Origin of the sequence: Paenibacillus sp. MER 180, from assembly GCF_023713665.1 — a bacterium.
Classification (GTDB): domain Bacteria; phylum Bacillota; class Bacilli; order Paenibacillales; family Paenibacillaceae; genus Paenibacillus_B; species Paenibacillus_B suaedae.
Genome location: NZ_JAMAVT010000034.1, coordinates 1 through 22,606, shown reverse-complemented (window position 1 = coordinate 22,606; position 22,606 = coordinate 1). Strand labels below are relative to the sequence as shown.

Annotated in this window: 14 protein-coding genes; 4 read left to right on the top strand and 10 right to left on the bottom strand. The window is 46.1% G+C overall.

Going from position 1 to position 22,606, the window contains the following annotated elements:
* Positions 1-368: 368 nt before the first annotated feature.
* The 6 genes from M3661_RS29115 to M3661_RS29090 form a co-directional block, all read right to left on the bottom strand.
* The gene (locus M3661_RS29115; RefSeq protein WP_065293090.1) at positions 369-1,106 is read right to left on the bottom strand and encodes an ABC transporter ATP-binding protein; all 738 of its coding nucleotides are present in this window, start codon (positions 1,104-1,106) and stop codon (positions 369-371) included.
* Positions 1,107-2,207, bottom strand: a complete 1,101-nt coding sequence (locus M3661_RS29110; RefSeq protein ID WP_065293089.1) for an ABC transporter permease — start codon at positions 2,205-2,207, stop codon at positions 1,107-1,109.
* 403 nt (positions 2,208-2,610) lie between these two features.
* Positions 2,611-5,061 carry a glycoside hydrolase family 31 protein gene (locus tag M3661_RS29105; protein WP_251490843.1) on the bottom strand — a complete coding sequence of 817 codons (2,451 nt, stop codon included), beginning with the start codon at positions 5,059-5,061 and terminating at the stop codon, positions 2,611-2,613.
* A 193-nt stretch (positions 5,062-5,254) separates the two neighbouring features.
* The gene (locus M3661_RS29100) at positions 5,255-6,097 is read right to left on the bottom strand and encodes a sugar ABC transporter permease (protein WP_021257055.1); all 843 of its coding nucleotides are present in this window, start codon (positions 6,095-6,097) and stop codon (positions 5,255-5,257) included.
* Positions 6,094-7,416, bottom strand: coding sequence for a carbohydrate ABC transporter permease (locus M3661_RS29095; RefSeq protein WP_028533447.1), 1,323 nt, complete (start codon positions 7,414-7,416; stop codon positions 6,094-6,096). Before M3661_RS29095 ends, M3661_RS29100 begins: the two co-directional genes overlap by 4 nt.
* Positions 7,417-7,616: 200 nt before the next feature.
* Positions 7,617-8,900, bottom strand: coding sequence for a sugar ABC transporter substrate-binding protein (locus M3661_RS29090; RefSeq protein WP_251490840.1), 1,284 nt, complete (start codon positions 8,898-8,900; stop codon positions 7,617-7,619).
* A 287-nt stretch (positions 8,901-9,187) separates the two neighbouring features.
* Here M3661_RS29090 and M3661_RS29085 point away from each other — a divergent pair, with 287 nt between their 5' ends.
* From M3661_RS29085 to M3661_RS30415, 4 genes are all read left to right on the top strand, one after another.
* A complete protein-coding gene (locus M3661_RS29085; RefSeq protein ID WP_251490837.1) occupies positions 9,188-10,213 on the top strand; it encodes a LacI family DNA-binding transcriptional regulator in 1,026 nt (341 codons plus the stop codon).
* 187 nt (positions 10,214-10,400) lie between these two features.
* Complete coding sequence (locus M3661_RS29080) at positions 10,401-12,068, top strand: alpha-amylase family glycosyl hydrolase (RefSeq protein WP_251490833.1); 1,668 nt, start codon at positions 10,401-10,403, stop codon at positions 12,066-12,068.
* A gap of 170 nt (positions 12,069-12,238) precedes the next feature.
* Positions 12,239-14,020 (top strand): alpha-glycosidase, encoded by a 1,782-nt coding sequence (locus M3661_RS29075; RefSeq protein ID WP_251490830.1) that lies wholly within the window; start codon positions 12,239-12,241, stop codon positions 14,018-14,020.
* 329 nt (positions 14,021-14,349) lie between these two features.
* Positions 14,350-14,421: a putative holin-like toxin gene (locus M3661_RS30415; protein WP_269473602.1), complete on the top strand. Its 72-nt coding sequence runs from the start codon at positions 14,350-14,352 to the stop codon at positions 14,419-14,421.
* Positions 14,422-14,820: 399 nt separating this feature from the next.
* On the opposite strand, the gene ligA is transcribed toward M3661_RS30415, so the two are convergent.
* The 4 genes from ligA to M3661_RS29055 form a co-directional block, all read right to left on the bottom strand.
* Positions 14,821-16,845: an NAD-dependent DNA ligase LigA gene (gene ligA, locus M3661_RS29070; RefSeq protein WP_251490860.1), complete on the bottom strand. Its 2,025-nt coding sequence runs from the start codon at positions 16,843-16,845 to the stop codon at positions 14,821-14,823.
* A gap of 79 nt (positions 16,846-16,924) precedes the next feature.
* The gene (pcrA, locus tag M3661_RS29065) at positions 16,925-19,366 is read right to left on the bottom strand and encodes a DNA helicase PcrA (RefSeq protein WP_251490826.1); all 2,442 of its coding nucleotides are present in this window, start codon (positions 19,364-19,366) and stop codon (positions 16,925-16,927) included.
* Positions 19,367-19,514: 148 nt separating this feature from the next.
* Entirely contained in the window at positions 19,515-20,228 is a 714-nt protein-coding gene (pcrB, locus tag M3661_RS29060) for a heptaprenylglyceryl phosphate synthase (RefSeq protein WP_251490809.1), read from the bottom strand.
* Between the two features lie 653 nt (positions 20,229-20,881).
* A complete protein-coding gene (locus tag M3661_RS29055) occupies positions 20,882-22,396 on the bottom strand; it encodes a glycoside hydrolase family protein (RefSeq protein ID WP_251490806.1) in 1,515 nt (504 codons plus the stop codon).
* Positions 22,397-22,606 lie beyond the last annotated feature (210 nt).

The window sequence follows — 22,606 nt, the reverse complement described above, 5'->3', positions numbered from 1 at the left end:
CCGCCAGCGTTCGTCCTGAGCCAGGATCAAACTCTCCGTTAAAGTTAAGTTTGAACTGCTCATATCTTTTGACGAGGTATTGCTACCTCATTCACAAACGTTGCTCGTTGTTCAGTTTTCAAAGAACTTGTATTTCTATTTAAGCAGCTAATGTCTTGTGTCATCAGCGCTTAATTATTATATCCAATCGACATTTTCTTGTCAACAACTTTTTTTGAAGTTGTTTTTGTTGTTTCTTTCAACAAGTTTCGTGTCGAAGTGACAAGAAATAATTTATCATATATCCCCCCATACTTGCAACAAGAAAAAAATTACATTTGATATAAAGTGATGAAGAGCGGTATATAATATGCCGCCCTTCATCCTTATTACCTAGTAGGCGCTGTCATTCTGTCTGTTTGGTTCACTGTATTATGAGAATGCTCTCCGTCTCCGGAAATCAAAACACCGTCCTTAATCGTAACGATCCGATCACATAAGTCGAGCACACGTTCATCGTGGGTGACCATGACAGCAGCTTTTTGTCTAGATTTCACTTCGGCAGCGAGCATCTCCACTACTGCTCTGCCCCGCTTGGAATCAAGGCTCGCTGTTGGTTCATCTGCTAGTATAAGATTAGCGTCATTCATCATCGCTCGTGCGATCGCAACACGCTGCCGCTCTCCGCCAGACAACTTATCCGGATAGTGATGCATGCGATGCACCATATCCACTTCTTTCAGCAGTTCCACCGCTCTATCATTCGCAATCTGGTCACTGCATTTCGCCAGCTTCGCCACTAGACGTAGTTGGTCAATTACCGTTAGATAAGGCACTAGATTAGAGGATTGAAACACAAACCCGATATGCTCTAACCGAACACGATTAAGCTTTCCCGGAGATACAGCAGTAACATCCGTGCCTCCAATCATAACGCGGCCGCTCGTTGGAGTAAGCAGTGCACCTGCAATGGAGAGGAACGTACTTTTCCCCGAGCCCGATGGGCCTACAACCGCAACAAACTCACCTTTGCCCACACGAAGCGATACTTGGTTAAGAGCCGTTACTACAGTGTCCCCTTCCCCATAGCTTTTGCATACTTGATCCATTACGAGTATATCTGTCATCTACTCCACCCTCCCAATCGCTTCTATGGCATCTACCTTCGCAATTCGACGAAGTGACAATAACGCGCCTACGATGGAGACCCCGATAAGCAGTGCCGAGTATGGCGCAAGTACACCTACTCCCAATTCAAACGGCATCGTATCCGGGAACATAGAGGTCATCCCGAAGGTTAACCCAATACTGAGCGCAACCGATACAATCGCAAGCAGTGCCACTTGACCTATTAGATTGGTAGCCAGGTAAGAGGTGCTCGCCCCAATCGCCTTAAGAACGCCGAACTGATTCGTTTTTTGCAACGTAATAACATAGAAGAACACGGCCTGAACAAACGCTGCTATCACTACTAAGAAGGACAGCATCATGGAAAGCGAGCTCTGTTCTTCCTTATATCCTGGAATCCCCTTCAGCGCTTCCTGCTTCGTCACGAGCTGAATTCCTTCTACTTTATCAGCAAGAGTCTGTTTGATTGCTTCATCTCCAGTAACCGCTACTGCATTTAGATGCGGCATTCGCTGGTCAAGGGAAGTCATAAGCGACTTCAATCCCTCCATGTCCATAAAGACGACCGGCATATGACTTATCGACTGATGCTCCGCAAAACCTACTACATTCAAAACTGCGTCAGTATCTTTAATATGAAGCGTATCTCCCAGCTTGACACCCTTCGTCTTAAGCGACGCATCCACTACAACCTCATGGTTCCCGCTTCCGGACAATGATCTTCCTTCCGTAACCTTCGGCATAAGGATGCTGTTGTGTTCAATTGCGAACAGGGTTACATCAACTTTTTTGTCCGCCTGCTCTGACGCCACTGTTAGCATCGTCTGAATAAGTGGAGCTGCAGCCGTTACTCCCTCTTGTGCTCTGATCTCATCAAGCTTCTCTTCTTTCAGCGAGGAACGATTCAATTTATTATCGCTATCTGCTTGGAAGACAAGATAGTCTGCATTCATTTCCTTAATGGCTGACGTTGTTGCAGCTGATAGACCATTTGCAAGCCCTGATACGATAAACGTCAAACAGGCAACCAGCACCATAATGAGTCCGATGAGCATAAATCTCGATTTGGCATGCTTCATTTCTCGAATCGCCAAGAACATCTCTCATTCACTCCTATCTACTACAGAATTCAAGTTCAAAGGCAGCGACCTACCGCATAGCAAGCCTCTTCTGCTTCGGTATTCCGAGTCAAGCTCTAACCGAACTTCTCTGTGAACATGTTCTTATTGTAGATAGGCTTCATGAACCGAATATGAACATCCGATTACAGTTCGACTTATTATAGAAGGAAGAATTAAAGTTGTCAGCGTGTTCGACACCTGATCATTATTGAATGGGGAAAGCAATAATACTAGTACTTATGAAGGAACAAGTTCACTGTGGATACGGAGCACAAATTCATTGTCCAAGTGAAGAGGCGATCGTTTGCCTACAAAAAAAGAGCAAGTATTTACCCCATGATGAGATAAATACCCGCTCCTATTCTTGTAGCAATTATAGCAATTACATTGTTACATTCAATTCGATACGAGCCGCGCTCTCTGGAAGCTTCACACGAAGCTCCTGACGTGCTGCATCATAGCTCCAACCAGACGCTTGCTTAGCCAACTGCTCAGCAGATACGGATTCGCCGAGTTCGCCAACGCTCTTCGGAGCAGATGCAAGACCGATCAGACGGAAACAGATGCTGTCACGCTCGGACTCATAGCCACGTGTTGTATATTCCGCAGACAACAGAATTGACTGTTCGAACTCTGTCACTTGGATCAGCATTTTGTTCCATTTGCCGTTCTCGTATTCGAACGTCAAGCCGTCATCCTCATACCACTCCAATTGAGAAGTATGGCCTGCACCTTGCAAGTAAGCCACTGCCGCCACATACTCTTCTGCAGCCTTCTCGCCTGCATGCTGACGTACCGGCCCTTGCAACAGAATAGCTCCTGAGCGAACGAAGATCGGAAGCTTCTCAAGCGGTGCATGCACATGAATATGCTGCTTGCCTGCAAAGCGTTCCCCGCTCCAGTAGTCCACCCACTCGCCTTCTGGCAAGTATACGGAACGATATTGCGTATTCGGGCGATAAATCGGTGCGATAATAACCGAATCGCCGACCAAGAACTGATCACACAGGTTGTATACTTCAGGATCTGTCGGGTATTCCAATACAAGCGGACGCATGAATGGAAGCCCTGTTGTTGAAGCTTCATAGAACCAGTGATACAGGTAAGGCATCCATTCATAACGCATCGAAATGTACTGCTGGCAGATCTTCTCGATTTCTTCACCGAACGACCATGGCTCCTGACGAAGCATATCGATCGCACTATGGTTGCGGACATATGGGAAGAATACGCCCATTTGCGTCCAGCGAGCAAGCAATTCGCCGCTAGTATGGTGTGCAAATCCACCGATATCTGGACCTGCAAACGGAACACCGGATACACCCAGGTTCAATACCATTGGCATTGCCATAGACATATGCTCCCAGAAGCTGCGGTTGTCGCCTGTCCATACGGCTGCATAGCGCTGCACACCGCTGTAGCCTGCACGTGTCAAGACGAACGGACGCTTGCCTTCAAGCAACGCCTTTAAGCCTTCGTAGCTTGCTTGGGACATGAACATGCCGTACAGATTGTGAATTTCACCATGCGTCTTTCGGTCGCCTTCATTTTTATGAATGACGTTCACGTCCATCGTCTTCGTTTCATTGAAGATTGCTGGCTCGTTCATGTCGTTCCAGATGCCATCGATGCCGAGTTCGGTATAGAAGCTCTGCTTCTCCTTCCACCAGTCACGCACGCGTGATTCCGTGAAGTCTGGGAATGCACTCTCTCCAGGCCATACTGGCCCTGTGTAGATTTCGCCTTCCGCTGTCTTACAATAATAGTCGTTGTCGACACCTTCCATATATACCGCGTACAACGGATCCTTCTTCACGCCTGGATCGACGATCGGCACGATGTGGAAGCCAAGCTCCTTGAGCTGATCCATCATGTCCTTCGGATTCGGGAAACGATTCTCATCGAATGTGAAGACACGATATCCGTTCATATAGTGAATGTCGAGATGGATAACGTCACATGGGATTTCCTTCTCACGGAACGTATGAGCCAAGTTCAATACTTCCTGCTCATCCATGTAGCTGTAACGGGATTGGTGATAGCCAAGTGCCCATTTCGGCGGCAATGGCATACGTCCTGTCAAATCACCGTAGCGGATAATAACATCCTTCATCGATGGCCCTTCGATCCAATACAAATCGAATTCGCCTGTCCATGTTTGCATCATCGCCATATCGGCAAACGTACGCATGTCGAATACGGTTTTTCCTGGATTATCCAAGAACAAGCCATAGCTGTTGCCTTGGTTCAATACTGTTAGGAATGGAATGGATTGATACAAAGCTTCCATTTCCGGCACATGCGGTGCATATACGTCAGAGTTCCACATCGTATAGCGCTCGCCGCGCTTGTCAAGGAATCCTGTTTTCTCACCGAGTCCGTAGATATGATCGTCCTTGTCCAAGGCAACAAATGCTGTATAGTCACCCACGGATTCACGGTTGCGCTGCAGGCTAACCAATTCCACATTCGGCTGGTTCTCATTGCAAATGCGAAGCGCACCGGATTGACGATTCACTTCGAGAAGCGTATGACCAATTGTAATGGACACAAGCTCATCCGTAGTAGCCCACTTCACGTCTTGTGGAGTACGGCTGTCCTTGTTCACGATTGCCGGGGACGTCTTCCAGTCCGGCTGATGTCCTCTATATGTCTTAATGCGGATTACTCCGGCACCAACTGAAGTGATTGCGAGATTGAAGTATTTACCGACTAGCCATAACGAACCATCTTGCTCAGCAACACGAGAGATCGCTCCTAGCTGTACACCTGTCTGTGTATGTGTCTGTTCACTTGCATTGTCCGGATGTATAGCTGCACTAGTATCTTGCATGATAATCCCTCCGCTGTTCTACCCTAGAATTTGTATCGTCCGCTTTTTGATCACGAGATCATTTACGATGCAACCGGGCATCGAGTCTTGCATTTACTCATGGAGTTCATGCAACCTTCCCAGTGATGAAAAGCGGACTTTCTTTCTGCCTAAGTTAAAACCTTCATTTCCCTCTGCACATACTGCAGGCTCATCAGCCCTTGCTTGCACCTGCTGTCAAGCCTTCCACGAGGAAGCGCTGCAGGAACAAGTACAGAAGCGCAATCGGAACTGCGATCAATACCGCACCAGCCGCAAACATCGTGAAGTTCGTCGATGCATTGTTGACCATATCCCACAGTCCAATCGCCAGTGTATAGTTCTCTTTGGAGCGAAGGACCAGCCGGGCGAAGATAAAGTCACCCCATGCCCCGGCAAATGTCATTAGTCCCACGTACGTAATCATCGGCTTCGACAATGGCAGCATGATCTTGCGGAATACGATCCAGTGCGTTGCACCATCAATGCGAGCGGATTCCTCTAAGCTCTTCGGGATCGTATCGAAGAATCCTTTGACTACGAATGCCCCTAGCGGTGCACCTGCTGAATATACGAGAATCAACGCGAAATGCGTATCAAGCAAGTTCAATTGCATCAGCAAAATGTAAATCGCAATCATACTCATGAAACCTGGGAACATCCCCAGTACAAGCATCCCGGACATGAGGTTTTTACGGCCATAGAACCGGAACCGAGATAATGCGTATGCCGTCATGACGACGAGAATGACACCGAAGATCATATTGAAGGTTGCAATCTTCAATGTATTCAAGTACCACAGTCCATATTGATATTCCTTAGAAGTAAATAAGCTTACGTAATGTTCAAAAGTCGGATTGCTTGGAATGAGCGAATCACTGAACAGCGAGGTCCCCGGACGAATGGATGACATGACGATCCAAATTGTCGGATACAGGACGCATACTGCAATTGCAATAAGCAGCAAATAACTGAAGGACAGACGAATAAGCGACTTTTTCTTAGCTCCTGTACTCATTGGATCATGTCCTCCTCTTTGAATGATTTCGTCCGGCGGTAACTCCAGATCGACAGAGATGCAACAATAATAAAGATGATAATACCGATCGCTGCTGCGATGTTGTACTTGTTATTATCGAGTGTCAGCTTATACAACCACGTAACAAGCAAGTCGGTGCTTCCCGCGTACTGGTACTCACCATTCGGCGGATTGCCGTTCGTCAGCAAGAAAATAACGTTAAAGTTGTTGATATTACCTGCGAACTGACCAATCAAAATTGGTGCTGTTGAATACAGAATCATCGGCATCGTAATGGCCTTGAACTTATGCCATGCAGTTGCTCCATCTACCTCAGCCGCTTCATACATATCTTTAGGAATGGTTGTCAAGATCCCGATAACAAGTACCATCGTAACCGGAATACCTACCCACATGTTGACAATCAATACCGTTACTTTCGCCCAGAAAGGATCAGAGAGCCATGGAAGCTTACCTAAGCCGAAGTAGCTCAAGTATTGGTTGATAGGCCCAAATTCTCCGTTAAACATGTTCTTCATAATCAAGAACGACAACATCTGTGGAATTGCATACGGGATGATGAAGATTGTGCGCCACATGGTCTTCATTTTTACACCCGGTTGTTGAATCAAGAGTGCGACCAGAATACCGCCGAAGTAGCAGGTAACGGTAGCAAGTATTGCCCAAATGATGGTCCATGTCAGTACGCCATAGAACGTGCCGCTCCATGTACCAAGCTGTAGAAGATCAACAAAGTTCTGGAATCCAACCCAGCTGACCAGATTTTTCGGTGGAACGTGATCCGGTGCCGAGTAGTTCGTAAAGGCAAGCAAAATCATAAAGATGATCGGCATGATCGTAAAGAACAATACCGCGGTTGCTGGCAGTGCCAGGAACAAGTAAGCAAACTTCGTTTCTTTGACATATGCCAAACTTTCAAGGAAGTTATTCGGTTTCTTGCCTTCTTCCCGCAGCTTCCCAACTGCTTTCGCGTCTTTGACGACGAGTACGTATATCCAGATGAAGATAAACAAGACAAGAAGTGTGATTAATCCGGTAATGAGCAAATGAATAGAATGGTCACCATGTACGGGTTTGTACACTCTCCCGACCTTAACCATTTGGGATGTTTGTGTTCCGAGCGTGTATATTCCCCATATCGCTCGCGGCAAATAGTTAATCAGGTAAAATAGTCCGACTGCTTCAAGCAGCATCAGCAAAATACCTTTGAGGTACTGACGATTAAAGAGTTGCCCCAATCCCCAGAACAGAGCAGACAACACAGCTGCCTTCTTGCCTGTGCCAGGCGAAGCTTTCATTGGCGACGGCTCTTGCGAAGGACTATTCGTATGGTTTGCGGTTGTCGACACCGATTGTGTAGTGCTCATATCGCCTTTCTCCTTTCCTACTCTCCAATAGCTATCCAATAAGTATGCATGGTAGGCATGTATCTAGGAGGTCTGTCTGACAAACAGCCCGGGCAAGCGTTATTCACTCCCCGGGCCACTTGTGTTACTCCTTACTTGATCGCATCTTTTATTTGTTTAACGGCGTTATCAAGCGCTGCCTTAGGATCTTTGCCTTTATTCAAAATGTCTGCCAAGCCTGCGCCCATTGGGCTCCACACGTTACCCATCTCAGGGATAACCGGCATTGGGTAGGAGTTCTTGAATTGCTCAAGTACAGCTACTGTGAATGGATCGCTTGTTACTTTTGGATCTGCTGCTGCTTCTTTATTAGAAGGAACAAGACCGTTCAATTCGTAGCTCTTCAATTGAGCTTCCTTCGTGGAAGCGAACTCTGCGAACAATTTCGCTGCATTTGGATATTTCGTGTAAGAGTTAACATACCAAGCTTTTACGCCAGAGAATGTCTTGGACGGTTGGCCGTCAATGCTAGGAATTGGAGCTGCGCCAAGGTTAATGCCTGTTTTCTTCAAGTCTTGGATTGCCCAAGGACCGTCGATGTTCATTGCCAATTGACCGTTCGCGAACAAGCCTTTCTTCACATCGCCTGTTACGTCAGATGTTGTGAGCGGAAGCACTTGCTTCGCAAAGTTTTGCAAGAACTGCGCACCCTTAACTGCGCCATCGTTGTTCAAGCCAACATCTGTTTTGTCTGTGCCTTCTTTACCGAATACATATCCTCCCGTGGAAGCGAGGAACAAGTAGTCATAGTAGAAGTTTCCGATTTCCCACATGTACGTATATTTTTTATTCTTCAAGTCATTCATTTTCTTAGAAAGCTCGATTACTTCTTCCATTGACTTAGGCGCTTCTGGAACAAGATCCTTATTGTAGAACATGATGAGTGTTTCTACGGAACGCGGATAGCCGTACAACATGCCGTCGTAGCTTGTTGCGTTGATTGCCAATTCAGAGTTTTGTGCACGCGTTTGCTCTTCAAAGTAATCGTTCGGCAAAAGAAGTCCGGCAGTAACTGCCTTACCCAAGTTATCGTGTGGGAATACGACTACGTCTGCACCGATGCCAGCTGGACCATCGTTCATCAGCTTGTTTACTTGGTCAGGTGCTGCTACTTCCTCGTATTTCACGTCAACATTGTACTTCTCTTTGAACTGCTTAGCGATTTCCTCCATAAACGTGCGAGATTCTTTACTCTCCCATACGAGAAGGGATGCGCCCTCTTCCGGCTTCAGCTCTTCGTCGCCTGCACCGTTATTCGCTGTTTCCTCATTCGTCGTTTGGTTGTTCGCAGAGGAGGAATCCTTACCGCCTGTGGAACATGCTGTGATTGTAAAGACCATCATGACTGACAACAACATTGCTACCCATTTCTTCATGTTAGAAATAGCCCCTTTCAATTCTGGTACAGGATCTGCATGGACAATGCGCAAAGGTGAAGGATGATGCTGTATTTCAAAGCAATTGCGCTATATTTATGCAAACCTTTGCACAATGAAGTAAAAAAAATGATTCCTTGCTAGATATAGTGTTGTAAACGGTTACCTTACAACTCGAATTATACACACTGCGCCTAGGTATGTAAAGCGTTTGCATAAAACTTTTTTTTGCATTATACTTTGGGACATCAACGGAATATTTTCCATTATTAAGCGAGGTTTCGATTATGGCAGTAACCATTATAGATGTAGCTGAGAAAGCTGGCGTGTCTCCATCTACGGTATCGCGAGTTATTTCCAATGACTCTCGTATCAGTCAGAAGACAAGCCGTAAAGTTCGCAAAATTATGGATGAGTTAGGTTATCATCCAAACGTAATGGCGAAGAGTCTAGTTACGAAGACAACGAATAATATTGGCATTATCCTCCCCCGCCCTGCGGATGAGTTGTTCCAAAACCAATTCTTCTCCGAAATTATTCGCGGAATTGTGAGCAAAGCTGCGGCATGTCATTACGATGTGTTAATGACCTCAGCCACGAATGAGGAGGAAGAAATTAAAGCAGTAGAGCGGCTTGTCCATGGCCGCAAGGTAGATGGCATTATCCTATTGACTGCACATAAGGAAGATCCGAGCATCACTTTCTTGCATGAAAAGAAGTTCCCATTCGTACTCGTTGGACGCAGTGAGCATTATGCCGATGTTACTTCTGTCGATAACGATAATATTGCAGCATCGCAAGCCATTACTCGTCATTTGATCGAGCTTGGACATAAGCGAATTGCTTTCGTCAGCGGCCCGTTCGAACTAACCGTGTCTAAGGATCGTCTGGATGGCTACAGCAAAGCCTTGCTGGAGGCCGGTATTCCTTTTGACTGCGATTATACATTTGAAGGCGCATTCACTCCGGAATCCGCGGGCCAGATTACAGAAAAGCTCCTTCAGCTGGAGCAGCGCCCTACTGCGATTATCGCCATCGACGATGTGGTTGCATTCGGCATTATCCGTACGTTATGGAACAACGGGCTGCGTGTTCCTGAAGACTTCAGTGTTGTGGGCTTCAATAATACGCTATTGGCTGAAATGTGCTTGCCGCAAATTTCTAGTGTAGATATCGGTACGCATCAGATGGGTCAGTCTACGGTGCAAGCTCTTGTACAGCGCATTAAGGGCGATGGTTTCGACCAAGCCCGGATTCTTATCCCTCATCAAATTATTTGGAGAGATTCTGTGCAAACGCCTGCATTAGAATAGTTTGTATGAACGATAGTTTAGTAGATCTATGAGTAATTCTGTGAATAGTGCTGTCCGTAGTTCTGTCTGTAGTTGTTCGAGCGGTTGCTGTTGCTTTAGGTTGTTAACATATGTGTAATTGAATCAATCGGATCAACTCTATAGTTTGAAATACATCGATATAACCTGCAACGAGGAGAATGATCTCATGTCCATATCTAGCAAGTGGATGAATTGTTTACGAACGGCATGTCTCGTTTCGGCTGTTTCTCTCGTATTTGCAGGATGTCAGTCGCAGGCGACTGCTCCTTCTGAGGATAAGACCGTACAGGACAATAAATCTACCGAAGCTGCTTTGGGGACAGTTACAAGCAAGTTGAAACTGGCTGATGCGTTGACGCCGATGGGGACAAGCAATGGGGTCTACTATGAAATTTTCGTTCGCTCCTTCTACGACACGAACGGAGACGGAATCGGTGACTTAAATGGCGTTACGGCGAAGCTTGATTATTTGCAGGAGCTTGGGGTTAAGCACCTCTGGTTAATGCCAATCAATCCTTCCCCATCTTATCATGGCTATGATGTAACGGACTATTACGGAATCAATCCGGACTACGGAACGATGGACGACTTTAAGCGTCTGCTTGCAGAGGCCCATAAGCGAGACATCAAGATTGTGATGGATTTCGTGGTCAATCATACGAGCAGCGAGCATCCGTGGTTCAAGGAATCAATGAAAGGCAAAGACAATCCAAAGCGTGATTGGTATATGTGGGCCGAAGATTTGAAGCTTGATCCAGCAACAAGAGGCGCTTGGGGACAGCAGGCTTGGCATGAGAAAGACGGAAAGCATTATCTCGGTGTCTTCTGGGAAGGCATGCCTGATCTGCATATGGACAATGCTGAGGTACGAGCTGAGATCAAGAAGGCTGCTCAATTCTGGTTGAAGCTCGGTGTAGATGGCTTCCGATTGGATGCTGCCAAGCATGTATATGAGGACTTTTACAATACGAGTCAGAATCCTGATGTCGTGCAGAACAATCAAAAATGGTGGCAGGAATTCCGCCAAGCTGTTCAAGAGGTAAATCCTGAAGCCTATCTCGTTGGCGAGGTATGGGATTCCCCAGCGGTTATTGGACCCTTCCTTAAGGATGGACTGCACTCAGCATTCAACTTCGATATGGCGAAGCGGATGATTTCGATGGTGCAGGATGAGAAGGATTCCGATATCGGCTCGATGATGAGCCGTATCTATACGTTTTACAGTAAGCAGTCAGACGGCAAGTTCGTCGACGCTCCATTCCTGACAAATCATGATCAGAATCGGGTCATGAGCGAGCTTCAAGGCAATGTGAATCATGCCAAGATGGCTGCTTCCGTACTGCTGACGCTGCCAGGCAATCCGTTCATTTATTATGGTGAAGAGATCGGCATGCTTGGCTTGAAGCCTGACGAACGACTGCGTGAGCCAATGAAATGGACGGCAGATGAGAAAAGTGCAGGGATGACTACATGGGAGCCCGCTTCTTCAAATAAAACGGTGACTCCTATAGAGCAGCAGATGAAGGATCCGAGTTCACTGTGGAATCATTACAAAAAGCTGATTGCGTATCGCAATTCGGATAAGGTGCTGCAGCAGGGCGGCATTCAATCGTATAAAACGAACATCTCTGAAGTAGCCGGCTATTACCGTGCAACGAAGGAAGATGCACGTCTTGTGCTCCACAACTTGTCCGGCAAAGAGCAGCAGATACAGTTGTCAGCGGACACGGCTGCTGTACTGGAGACATTGGCGTTCTCTAGTATGGACGGCGCTGCTCTGAAGGATGGAGCTTGTACACTTCCGCCATACAGTACGATCGTGTTAGCGCCATAGACATGTGGAGTTTACAAGCTTCTGGTGAAATGGAGTGCAGTTGTCTAGCGATGGCGATGTCTTTCTGTTTCGGCTAGGTTAGCTATGAAAAGCTATTCGCTTATTTTATTTATATTGTTAATTGTTAATGATGTTCTGATTAATACGACCATGTTAAGGGAGGACTTTAGATGTTACTCGAAGCTATTTATCACCGTCCGAAGCAAAACTGGGCTTATGCGTATGACCGTAAAACCATTCATGTGCGCATCCGTACGAAGAAAAATGATGTTGAGCGTGCTGCCGTTTATTTTGTGGACAAGTTCGATTGCGAAGGCGGTATTGGTAGAGCGGATATCGTTCCGATGACATGTTTGTATCAGGATGAGCTGTTCGACTATTGGCAAGCAGAGGTTGTCCCTCCTTTCCGTCGCTTGGCCTATGCCATTAAGCTGGAGTCCGGTACTGAGCATGTATGGATGACTGAGCGCGGATTCCAAGAGGAAGATCCTGTGCCTGCCCATCGCTGGTTCGAGTATCCGTTCTTGAATCCAGCAGATATCTTCACTCCCCCAACATGGGTAAAGGATGCGGTATTCTATCAGATCTTCCCTGAGCGCTTTGCGAACGGTGATAAGAGCAATGATCCCGAAGGTGTGCTGCCATGGGGCGGAGAGCCAAAGCCGGATAATTACTTCGGCGGGGATTTGCAAGGGGTTATTGATCACTTAGATCATTTGGAGAAGCTGGGTATTACCGCGATTTACTTTACGCCGATCTTTGAGGCGACTACGAATCACAAGTATGATACGAAAAATTACATGCAGGTAGATCCTCATTTTGGCTCGAACGAAAAGCTGAAAGAACTGGTCGAAGCCTGCCACAGCCGAGGCATTCGCATTTTGCTTGATGCAGTGTTCAATCATAGTGGTTATGCGTTCGAACCTTATCGGGATGTGCTCGAAAAAGGAGAGCAATCTACTTATAAAGACTGGTTCCATGTTCGCCAGTTCCCGTTAGAGGTTGTGGACGGGATTCCAACATTCGATACGTTCGCATTTACACCGATGATGCCGAAGCTGAATACGGAAAATCCAGAAGTGAAGAGGTATTTGCTAGAAGTTGCACGCTACTGGATCGAAGAAGTGGGCATCGATGGCTGGAGATTGGACGTGGCCAACGAGGTCGATCACCAGTTCTGGCGTGAGTTCCGTCAAACGGTGAAGGCTGTGAATCCAGACGCCTATATTCTCGGCGAGATGTTCCATGAAGGCATGATGTGGCTGCAGGGTGATCAGTTCGATGCGGTTATGAACTATCCGTTCACGTATGCAATGCATGATTTCTTCGCTGAAGAAAAGGTAGACGGCTTGCAGTTCTCGCAAGCGATTCAGCATCAGCTGGCAAGCTATCCGCAGCAGGCGAACGAAGTGATGTTCAATCTGCTCGACAGCCATGATACGACTCGACTGCTTACGCTGTGCGGCGGCGACAAGCGCAAAATGAAATTGGCTGCCTTGTTCCAACTGACGTTCCTCGGTACACCGTGCATCTATTACGGTGATGAAGTAGGCTTGGATGGCGGACATGATCCAGGCTGCCGCAAATGCATGGAATGGGATGAAGCGAAGCAAGATCAAGATCTGCTGAGCTTCTATCAGGGCGCAATTGCGCTTCGTCACGCCAATACTGCGCTTCGTACAGGAAGCTTCCGCTTTGTTCATGCCTTGGAGAGTGACCGAGTAATTGCGTATGAGCGAGCTGCTGAGGATGGACACTGGTTGTTCGTGTTGAATGCATCTGAGGAGAAACGCACAGTGAATGTAGCAGCATTCGATGGCTGCGATGGAAATTGGACGGACGTTGAGCTAGTCAGCGGTGAAACTGGCCGTGATGAAATTCAAGGTTCTAACGCTGGGCTGCAGGTCGAGGTTGAGGGCATGAGCTGGCGTATTTTAAAGCTGGAGAGATAATGTTCTTCATGCAGTAGAAAGGATCTCCAGTGAAAGCTAGAAGTCTAGTTGATTGGAATAATTTATGGTATATTCATAATAACACAATAATGGCTTATGGGCGGTTGGCTAGTCTCCTGTAAAGGAGGTGATGCCAGTGAGCACAAAGAGGTTGTTCAAACTGGCCCCTTTTGATCACGAAGCAAAGACAAGATGTATTTCGACATCGAATCTTGCGTTCACTCTCGAAGTCCGGTGCTCATGTGGTTCTGCCACACTCCGCTCCTCTTTCTTCGAGTTCACAAAACCTTCTTGGTGCTGAAAAGTTACCTTTTTGAACTTGCGATTCGATGGCGCTAAGTCTAATGTTCCTTTTCGGGATGTTCATTCTTGCTTTGCTCACCTACTTAAAGAAAAAGTAGACCGCCCTCTCGCAAAGGTATGCGGTCTACTCCTGTAGATTTGCTCACTTCGATAAAGCCAACCGCTCATCTAGCGGTTATTGTGGGAAGAAGGTCGCAGTTACCGCTGCGATCTTCTTTTTATTATACACAAATTTTATCATACATATTCTTACTGTTCAATGATGCGATTGCTTAATCAGCCGTTTAGAAAGCAACTGTACAGGTGCAATACATGTCGTTCGTGAGAGCATATCATTGATGATGTATCGATATAGTCACTAATACAGTCAGAGATGTAGTCATTTATACGAATACTGATGCTGTTACTACAGCAGTTTTAAGCAATTGATATTGCACTCCCTGGTTTAATCTCTGACATATCTACTCATTAGCTTATACTCCGGCCATTTCTTACCCTTACTCTGCGGAACTTCCTGTGCCAAGCGCCTCATTCAGCAACTGGATCAGCTCATTCTCGTCAGTAATGACAGGGATTCCGAGCTGCTCAGCTTTGGCGAGCTTACTGCCTGCCTTCTCCCCTGCGATAACCAGATCGGTCTTCTTCGATACGCTGCCCGTTACTTTCGCTCCACATGCTTCCAGCTTGGCAGTCGCTTCATCGCGTGTCAGCAATTGCAGGGAGCCTGTTAATACGACTGTTTTGCCATAAAACATCGAATCTGTATTTACCTCAGCCGGCTTCTCAGCGGATTGCGGCTTCACACCCAGCTCCAACATGCGGTCGATGCTTGCACGGTTAATCGGATCCGCGAAATACGTTACGATACTGTCTGCTACAATCGCCCCGACATCCTGAATCGCCACAAGTTCCTCTTCAGAAGCCTGCATGATGTTGTCCAGCGTGCCGAAATGCTCAGCTAATGCCTTTGTCGTTGTTTTGCCCGTATTCGGAATTCCGAGCGCGAACAAGAAGGCCGGCAAATCACGTGTTTTACTCTTCTCAAGTGCTGCCAATAAGTTGCTCGCCTTTTTCTCTCCGAATCGATTCAAGCCAACCAATTGATCAAGTGTAAGTGCAAACAGGTCGGACGGCTCATGTACATTCAATTCATCGTGCAACTGCTCGGCAGTCATGACACTGAATGTTTCAATGTCCATCGCATCTCGCGAAGCAAAGTGCGCCAGACGTGCTACGATTTGCGGCTTGCAGTTCAGCTTGTTATTGCAGAACAAGTGAGCACCCCGCATCTCAAGCGTGTAACCGCAAGACGGGCATTCCGTCGGATAAACGATTTCTTCGCCGCCTTCCTCATCAGGAACACGTCCAAGAATCTCTGGAATGACGTCGTTCGATCGACGAATAAAAACGCGTGCGCCAAGCGCATGTTTCAAGTTTTTCCGTTCGATATCACCAATGTTGTTCAGTGTGCAGTTCTGTACCGTTACACCAGCCAGCTCAACAGCTTCAACTCGGGCTACTGGCGTAATCTTGCCGGTACGTCCGACTTCCCAGCTTACCGATTCGAGCACGGTTGTCGTTTCTTCCGCCTCGAACTTGAAGGCTACCGCCCAACGCGGGAACTTATCCGTGTATCCGAGCACCTCGCGGGTACGCATATCGGTCAGCTTGACGACAGCTCCATCAATCAAATAATCAAGAGATGGGCGTTGTTCCTGTATCTGATGAAGTTCCTCACGAACCTGCTCAATCGTATCGAAGTACGTAACATACGGGTTCACCTTGAATTGATTGTCCTTCAAAAACTGCATCATTTCCTGATGGTTATCGAAGGCAACCCCATCGGCATAGCCCACGTTATAGAAAAAGGCACTCAGCTTCCGTTGTGCTGTCACCTGAGGATTCAAGTTGCGAAGCGCTCCAGCCGCTGCGTTGCGAGCATTTTTGAGCGGCTCTGCTGCCGTTTCATTATAAGCCTCAAGCACGGACAGGTTCATAATGCCTTCACCTTGAACTTCGATCGTCCCTTCCTTGAAAGGAATAGACAGAGGCACGGAACGGATCGTCTTCACCTGTGGCAATATCCCCTCGCCAATGACACCATTTCCACGTGTGGAGGCCTGAACCAGCAGTCCATCCGTGTAAGTCAAATTAAGCGTCAAGCCATCAAACTTCAGCTCCACGACATAAGATGGATCCGGCAGCGGCTCCTCGTTCGGATGCTTCGTGTTATAATCCTGGATCAGCTTCAGCACACGCTGGTTCCAAGCGAACAAATCCTCTTCATCCTGCGCTTTGTCCAAGCTCCATAGACGGGATAGATGGCGATGAGGCTCAAACCCCTTGAGCAGATCGCCCCCAACCCGCTGGGTAGGAGAGTCGGGCAATACGATGCCTGTCTCTTTCTCCAATGCTACCAATTCATCATAAAGCTTATCGTATTCTTTGTCCGAAACGACAGGATTGTCCAGCGTATAATAATGGTGATTGTATCGATGTAATTCCGCCACGAGTTGTTCCATGCGGGTTTGCGCATTCGCATTTGTCAAAGAGGTGGCTCCTTCCTCATTTCAAATCATCTATTGGGTAGTGGTAGTCTACTTATACTTTGTTGATCGGGGCAAAAGCAGCCAATAACCGCTTCACACCCACTGGCGCAGGGAAGGCAATTTGCAGCTCCGTATCCGTGCCCTCACCCTTAACCGACACGATCACGCCTACGCCCCACTTGGCATGGGATACTTTGTCCCCCGGCTGATAGTCTCCGGGTTGGGCTCCCGCTTGCTTCACTTTTTCCGCTGCTGATGTCACTGTCACACTTGATCCGCTACTTGCGGCTGCTCCCGCTCCACCTGAAGCACGCCATCCTGTTTGAGCGCTGCTTCCTATTCCTTTCGTGCCTGGAGCTTGTGCTCCTCCACCGCCTGAATAACCTAACCCACGCCCTCCATATGAAGCAGAAGCAGCATTGCGGCCGTAACGGTCTACCCTTCCATAGCGTGTGCCCTCTGGCGTCGCGTCTTCCTTCACTTCATCCGGTATCTCCTGCAGGAAGCGAGATGGCGGATTGGCATTCGTTCGACCGAACAAGGTACGCGTACGTGCGCAGGTAAGGAATAATTGCTTCTCAGCACGAGTAATCCCTACGTAAGCTAGTCGACGTTCTTCCTCCAGCTCCTCATTGTCGCTGAATGCACGGCTGTGCGGGAATACCCCTTCTTCCATACCGATGATGAAGACAACTGGGAATTCCAACCCTTTTGCACTGTGCATCGTCATTAGGATAACGGCATCTTCCTGCTCGTTGCCTTCCTCGTCGTTCATGGAATCGATATCTGCGATCAATGCAAGATCCGTCAGGAACGAAATCAAGGACTTGTCCTCATTGCGCTGTTCAAATTCCTGTGTAACGGACAAGAACTCATCGATGTTCTCGAGGCGCGCCTTCGATTCCAGGGTATTCTCTCGCTGCAGCTCCAGCTTGTACTCGGATAGTTCGAGCATTTTCTCCGTTAATTCCGTAACGGACAAATACTCTACCATATGATTCAGATTATCGATAATTGCACGGAACTCCCGCAGAGCGCCCTTGGTTTTCGGCGAAATATCCAAGTCATCCATGTCGGCGATTACTTTCATCATCGATGTACCGCGAGTTGCTGCTGCTTCAGCCAGCTTATTCATTGTCGTAGCTCCGATACCCCGCTTCGGCACATTCACAACACGCTCTAAGCTGATATCATCATCCATATTCGAAATGAGTCGCAGATAAGCAAGCAAGTCCTTAATCTCTTTACGATCATAGAACTTAACGCCGCCTACGATCTGGTACGGAATATCCGACTTAATGAGAATTTCCTCGATAACACGAGACTGTGCATTCGTGCGATACAATATCGCATGGTCGGCGTAATGCTTGTTCGCCATATGGTTCTTTTTAATCTCCGAGGTAACGAAGTAACCCTCATCATGCTCCGTATCTGCTTGATAGAGCTTAATCTTCTCGCCTTCACCCGATTCCGTCCACAGCTTCTTCGGCTTGCGGCCAGTGTTCAGCTTAATGACCCCATTCGCGGCATTCAGAATATTGGAGGTCGAGCGATAGTTCTGCTCCAACATAATCGTCGTAGCCTTAGGGTAATCACCCTCGAAGTTCAAAATATTCGTAATATCGGCACCACGCCAGCGATAAATCGACTGATCGCTATCTCCGACGACGCAAATGTTTTGATGCTGATCAGCCAGCATCCGGCACAGCATGTATTGCGCACGGTTCGTATCTTGATACTCGTCGACGTGAATGTATTTGAATTTTTTCTGATAGAAATCCAATACTTCAGGGACGTCCTTGAACAACTGAATCGTCGACATGATGAGATCATCGAAATCAAGCGAATTATTGCTCTTTAGACGTTTCTGATACATCGTATACACCTTGGCTACAATTCCATCAAAGTGGTCGCCAATCTTCTGTTCGAAGCGGCTTGGCGTCAGCAATTCGTTCTTCGCTGTACTAATTGCAGCTTGTACTGCGCGTGGATCAAATTTTTTCGTATCTAAGTTCAATTCCTTCATGCAGCCGCGAATAACGGACAACTGATCCCCTGAGTCAAGAATCGTGAAGTTCGAAGTAAATCCGATACGTTCAATATCCTTGCGCAGAATACGCACACACATGGAGTGGAACGTGGATACCCAAATATCTCTTCCATCTGGGCCAACCAGCTTGGATACCCGCTCCTGCATCTCTCGTGCAGCCTTGTTTGTAAACGTAATGGCTAGGATGCTCCATGGCGGTGCCTTCCTCGTAGCGATTAGATATGCAATGCGATGCGTTAGTACGCGCGTCTTGCCTGATCCCGCTCCCGCCATAATAAGCAATGGACCTTCAGTGGTCTCAACAGCGCGTCGTTGTTCAGGATTCAAGCGCTTGATAGCGTCTTGAATGTCGATGGAAGCCCCGTAGCTTCCGTAATTATTCGAATACGAATTCGAGTTTGAGTTGGTGTTACCATTGGAATCCGGTCGTAAAAAGTCAAACATAATTTGCGATGTCTCCTTTCTGCAGTTATGTGAGATGTATTTATTTAGGTCGATAATTTGGTAAGAAAAACTCCCGGCAGTGCAGCCATGTAAACACACCAGACTATTTATACCTAAGAGTGTCTGTTTTAAATGATCATTAGAAAAGCTATATCGTTAGCTTAGTTTCCTTTACTGCATCTACAGTCGCAAGGGCAGCTTCCAAGTCGTCATAGACGACATTGCCAACAACTACTGTATTAGCTGAAGCAGCCGCATCTTGGGCTTGTTCTACTGTACGAATTCCGCCGCCATAGAACAACTGGGCTTGCGTCAGAGAGCGTTTCACCTTCTTAACCAGCTCCATGTCACCAAACATGCCGCTGTACTCCACATACACGACAGGTAGTCGCATCAGCTTGTCTCCTGCCTGTGCATATGCAGCCGCTTCCGCTGGGGACAATTGCGTATCTGCTCCTGTGATCTTAGCTGCTGTCGCATCTGGATTCAAAATAATATACCCTTCTGGGATTAACAAATCCCAGGGGATCATATAACCATATTGTTGAATCGCTTCACGATGCTGACCTATAAGCCAATTAGCATTCTCCGTATTCAGCACCATCGGTATCATATAAGCATCAAAGCCAGGCACGACCGCATCCAATTCCGACACTTCGAGGACGGCCGGCAGCTCATATCGCCGTATGCGGGACATCAAGTCTACCGTGTTCTCGAAAGTGACTCCGCTCGACCCCCCGACCATTATGGCATCAGTTCCAGATAAACATACACGATCCAGCGCCTCATCGCCAATTTCTTTGTCCGGGTCAAGCTTGAATACGTGCCGCCAGTCATCTATCGGTTGTAAAGGCGTCTTCACGTTGTGTTTCCTCCAGGTCTGCCGCTCATGGATGTGAGTGGTATGATGAGCGATCTTGATTTAAATGTGTCTATATTGTAGTGTACCAGAAATAAGCCTGCGGGTGGAGGGAAATGGGTGCCAGATCTGAGGCTGATGAAGCAACGGATGGTGCACCCGCTAATAATTTTGCGATATCTGAGGTTTCAGTAAATGGAGGAGGTAAGATATGTATTCCACCTGGAACATATTTTATTGAGTACAGGACTTCCTTTATCATCTAATATAACCATTAAAGGTGACAACAAGAACACAACAAGATTAAAGACTATGAACTGCGCAAAAAGCGTGAATGCAATTTTTATAGGTGTAAATTTTCAAACTGACTATAACTGACAAACTATTACGCCAATATTTCCGTTGCCGACTGGCTTTTGGCTGAATGCGGAATCTCACGTATTATTGGCGAGTCTAGTTGCGTTTTAGCATCAAAAACGACAGCTACCGCAACATCTGCATTGAGACGTGCGGCCACTTCGGATAATGACGTTAAGGAAACGGTGAAATACGTATATACTACGTATCTGCGGTTGAACGGGGCGCGGTTAAAAGCGCCGGTAAACCCCACCTTTTTGCGAAGTCTGGTCCTACTTAAATTACTACACGCTCAATGCCTATTGAACAACTTTTATTTCGCTCAGTATTATAGAGAGTTCTCTTCTATCTTCACTAGCTCCTACTTCATATGGAATCACACCGTTGCTAATATTAATTCCGAGTTCGAAGTAATCATCTCCCTCTATATACTCTTTTATTGAACTATAATACAACGGTATTTCAAAACCAATGTCTTCGGTGAATGCTTTTTCCTCAACAACATGACCATTAATTGTGAATTTAATTATTAAATCTTTCATTTTATCGTTTGCTTCAGCATGCATAGAGAACGGAACATACCCATTTATCAGAATACTATTAAACTCACTGTTTTTTAATTTAATATTCGAATCTTTCGATAGCCAAACAAAATATCCCTTCCCGGAATTTTCGATAGGGTATGAACCTTTTAAAATGTCTTGACTCGCTATTTTTTTATTATGTGATAAAGAATTTGGATCAAAATTACTATAATCCCTATCTTGACTTACATTAAATTTCATTAACCCAACATTGCCGTTTAAACGTTCGTCTGGTGAATTAATATCTCCTCCACCATACCATACATATAATTGATCACCTTCAAGGATTAAAGTAGTATCACAAATTACAGAATCATCCCACGTCCCGCTTGGTCTACCGTGAAATATACCAGTTGCAGACACTTTAGACCAATTTATACCATCTAAAGAAATAGCAAGTCCTATGTCCCGATTTTCATTTACGTCTCTTCCTGTATAAATCATATAAAAATATGGCGCATTATAAACAACGCTCGGCTCACCAAGACCGTTTACATCAAAAGAACCCTTGCTACCAACATCTAATATAGGGTTAGCTAAACTTTTCTCCCATTTCAAACCGTCTGTAGATTTAGCTACACCGAGCCTCTGAATTCCTAATTCGTTCATTCCTAAATAATACATGATTAAATAATTATCATGTTTTATTACATACGGGTCAGCAACCGCTAAAGCATCCCAAGTTCCGCTATCTCCCAACGTTAACGTAGGATTTTTTTCTTTTTTAAAAGTAATTCCATCATTAGATGTAGCTAATCCGATCTGAGTTACTCCGTTTTCATTCATTCCTTGATAGTAATAATACACTTTATCATTAAATTCCACCGCAGCTCCATTAGCTGCTATATATTTGGTGTCCCATCCGATTTCACTTAACCCTAAAATTGGGTTATTTTCATTTTTTGTCCATTTTTCTCCATCGGTAGATGTTGCAAGTCCAGTCCTCCATACACTTCCATCAAAGCCAGAATAATAATTATAATAAGTATTATCTTTTTTTATTACGGATGGATTTAATAAGTCAATACTATCCCATTCACCTTTTTCACCACGCTTTAGCACAGGTTCAGAGTATTTTTTTTCCAAGTTAAACGGTGCTTCTGTCGTCATATGCGTAGGTTTTTCTAAGTGAAATTCTGTGTAACCTTCTTTTACTATATTTCCTTTTTGGTCTGAACAAGCCGTAATAATAAAAGTAATCGTAAAGAAAAAGATAATTATTTTTTTCATATAATAAACTCCTAGTATTTTTACCTTTTATTATACCAAACTACCTTTACCAAACTAATTATTATTAGAAAAATCAAACCGGGTGTTTATTGCATACTAAAAGTGCCTAAAATTGCAGCGTAAAAATGCTCAAGCTGAATGCAAAAAGGCACTTGTCAGCCCCTTAAAATCCTCCTATCGTTAGGTTTGCTGAGAACTTAACAAAGGAGA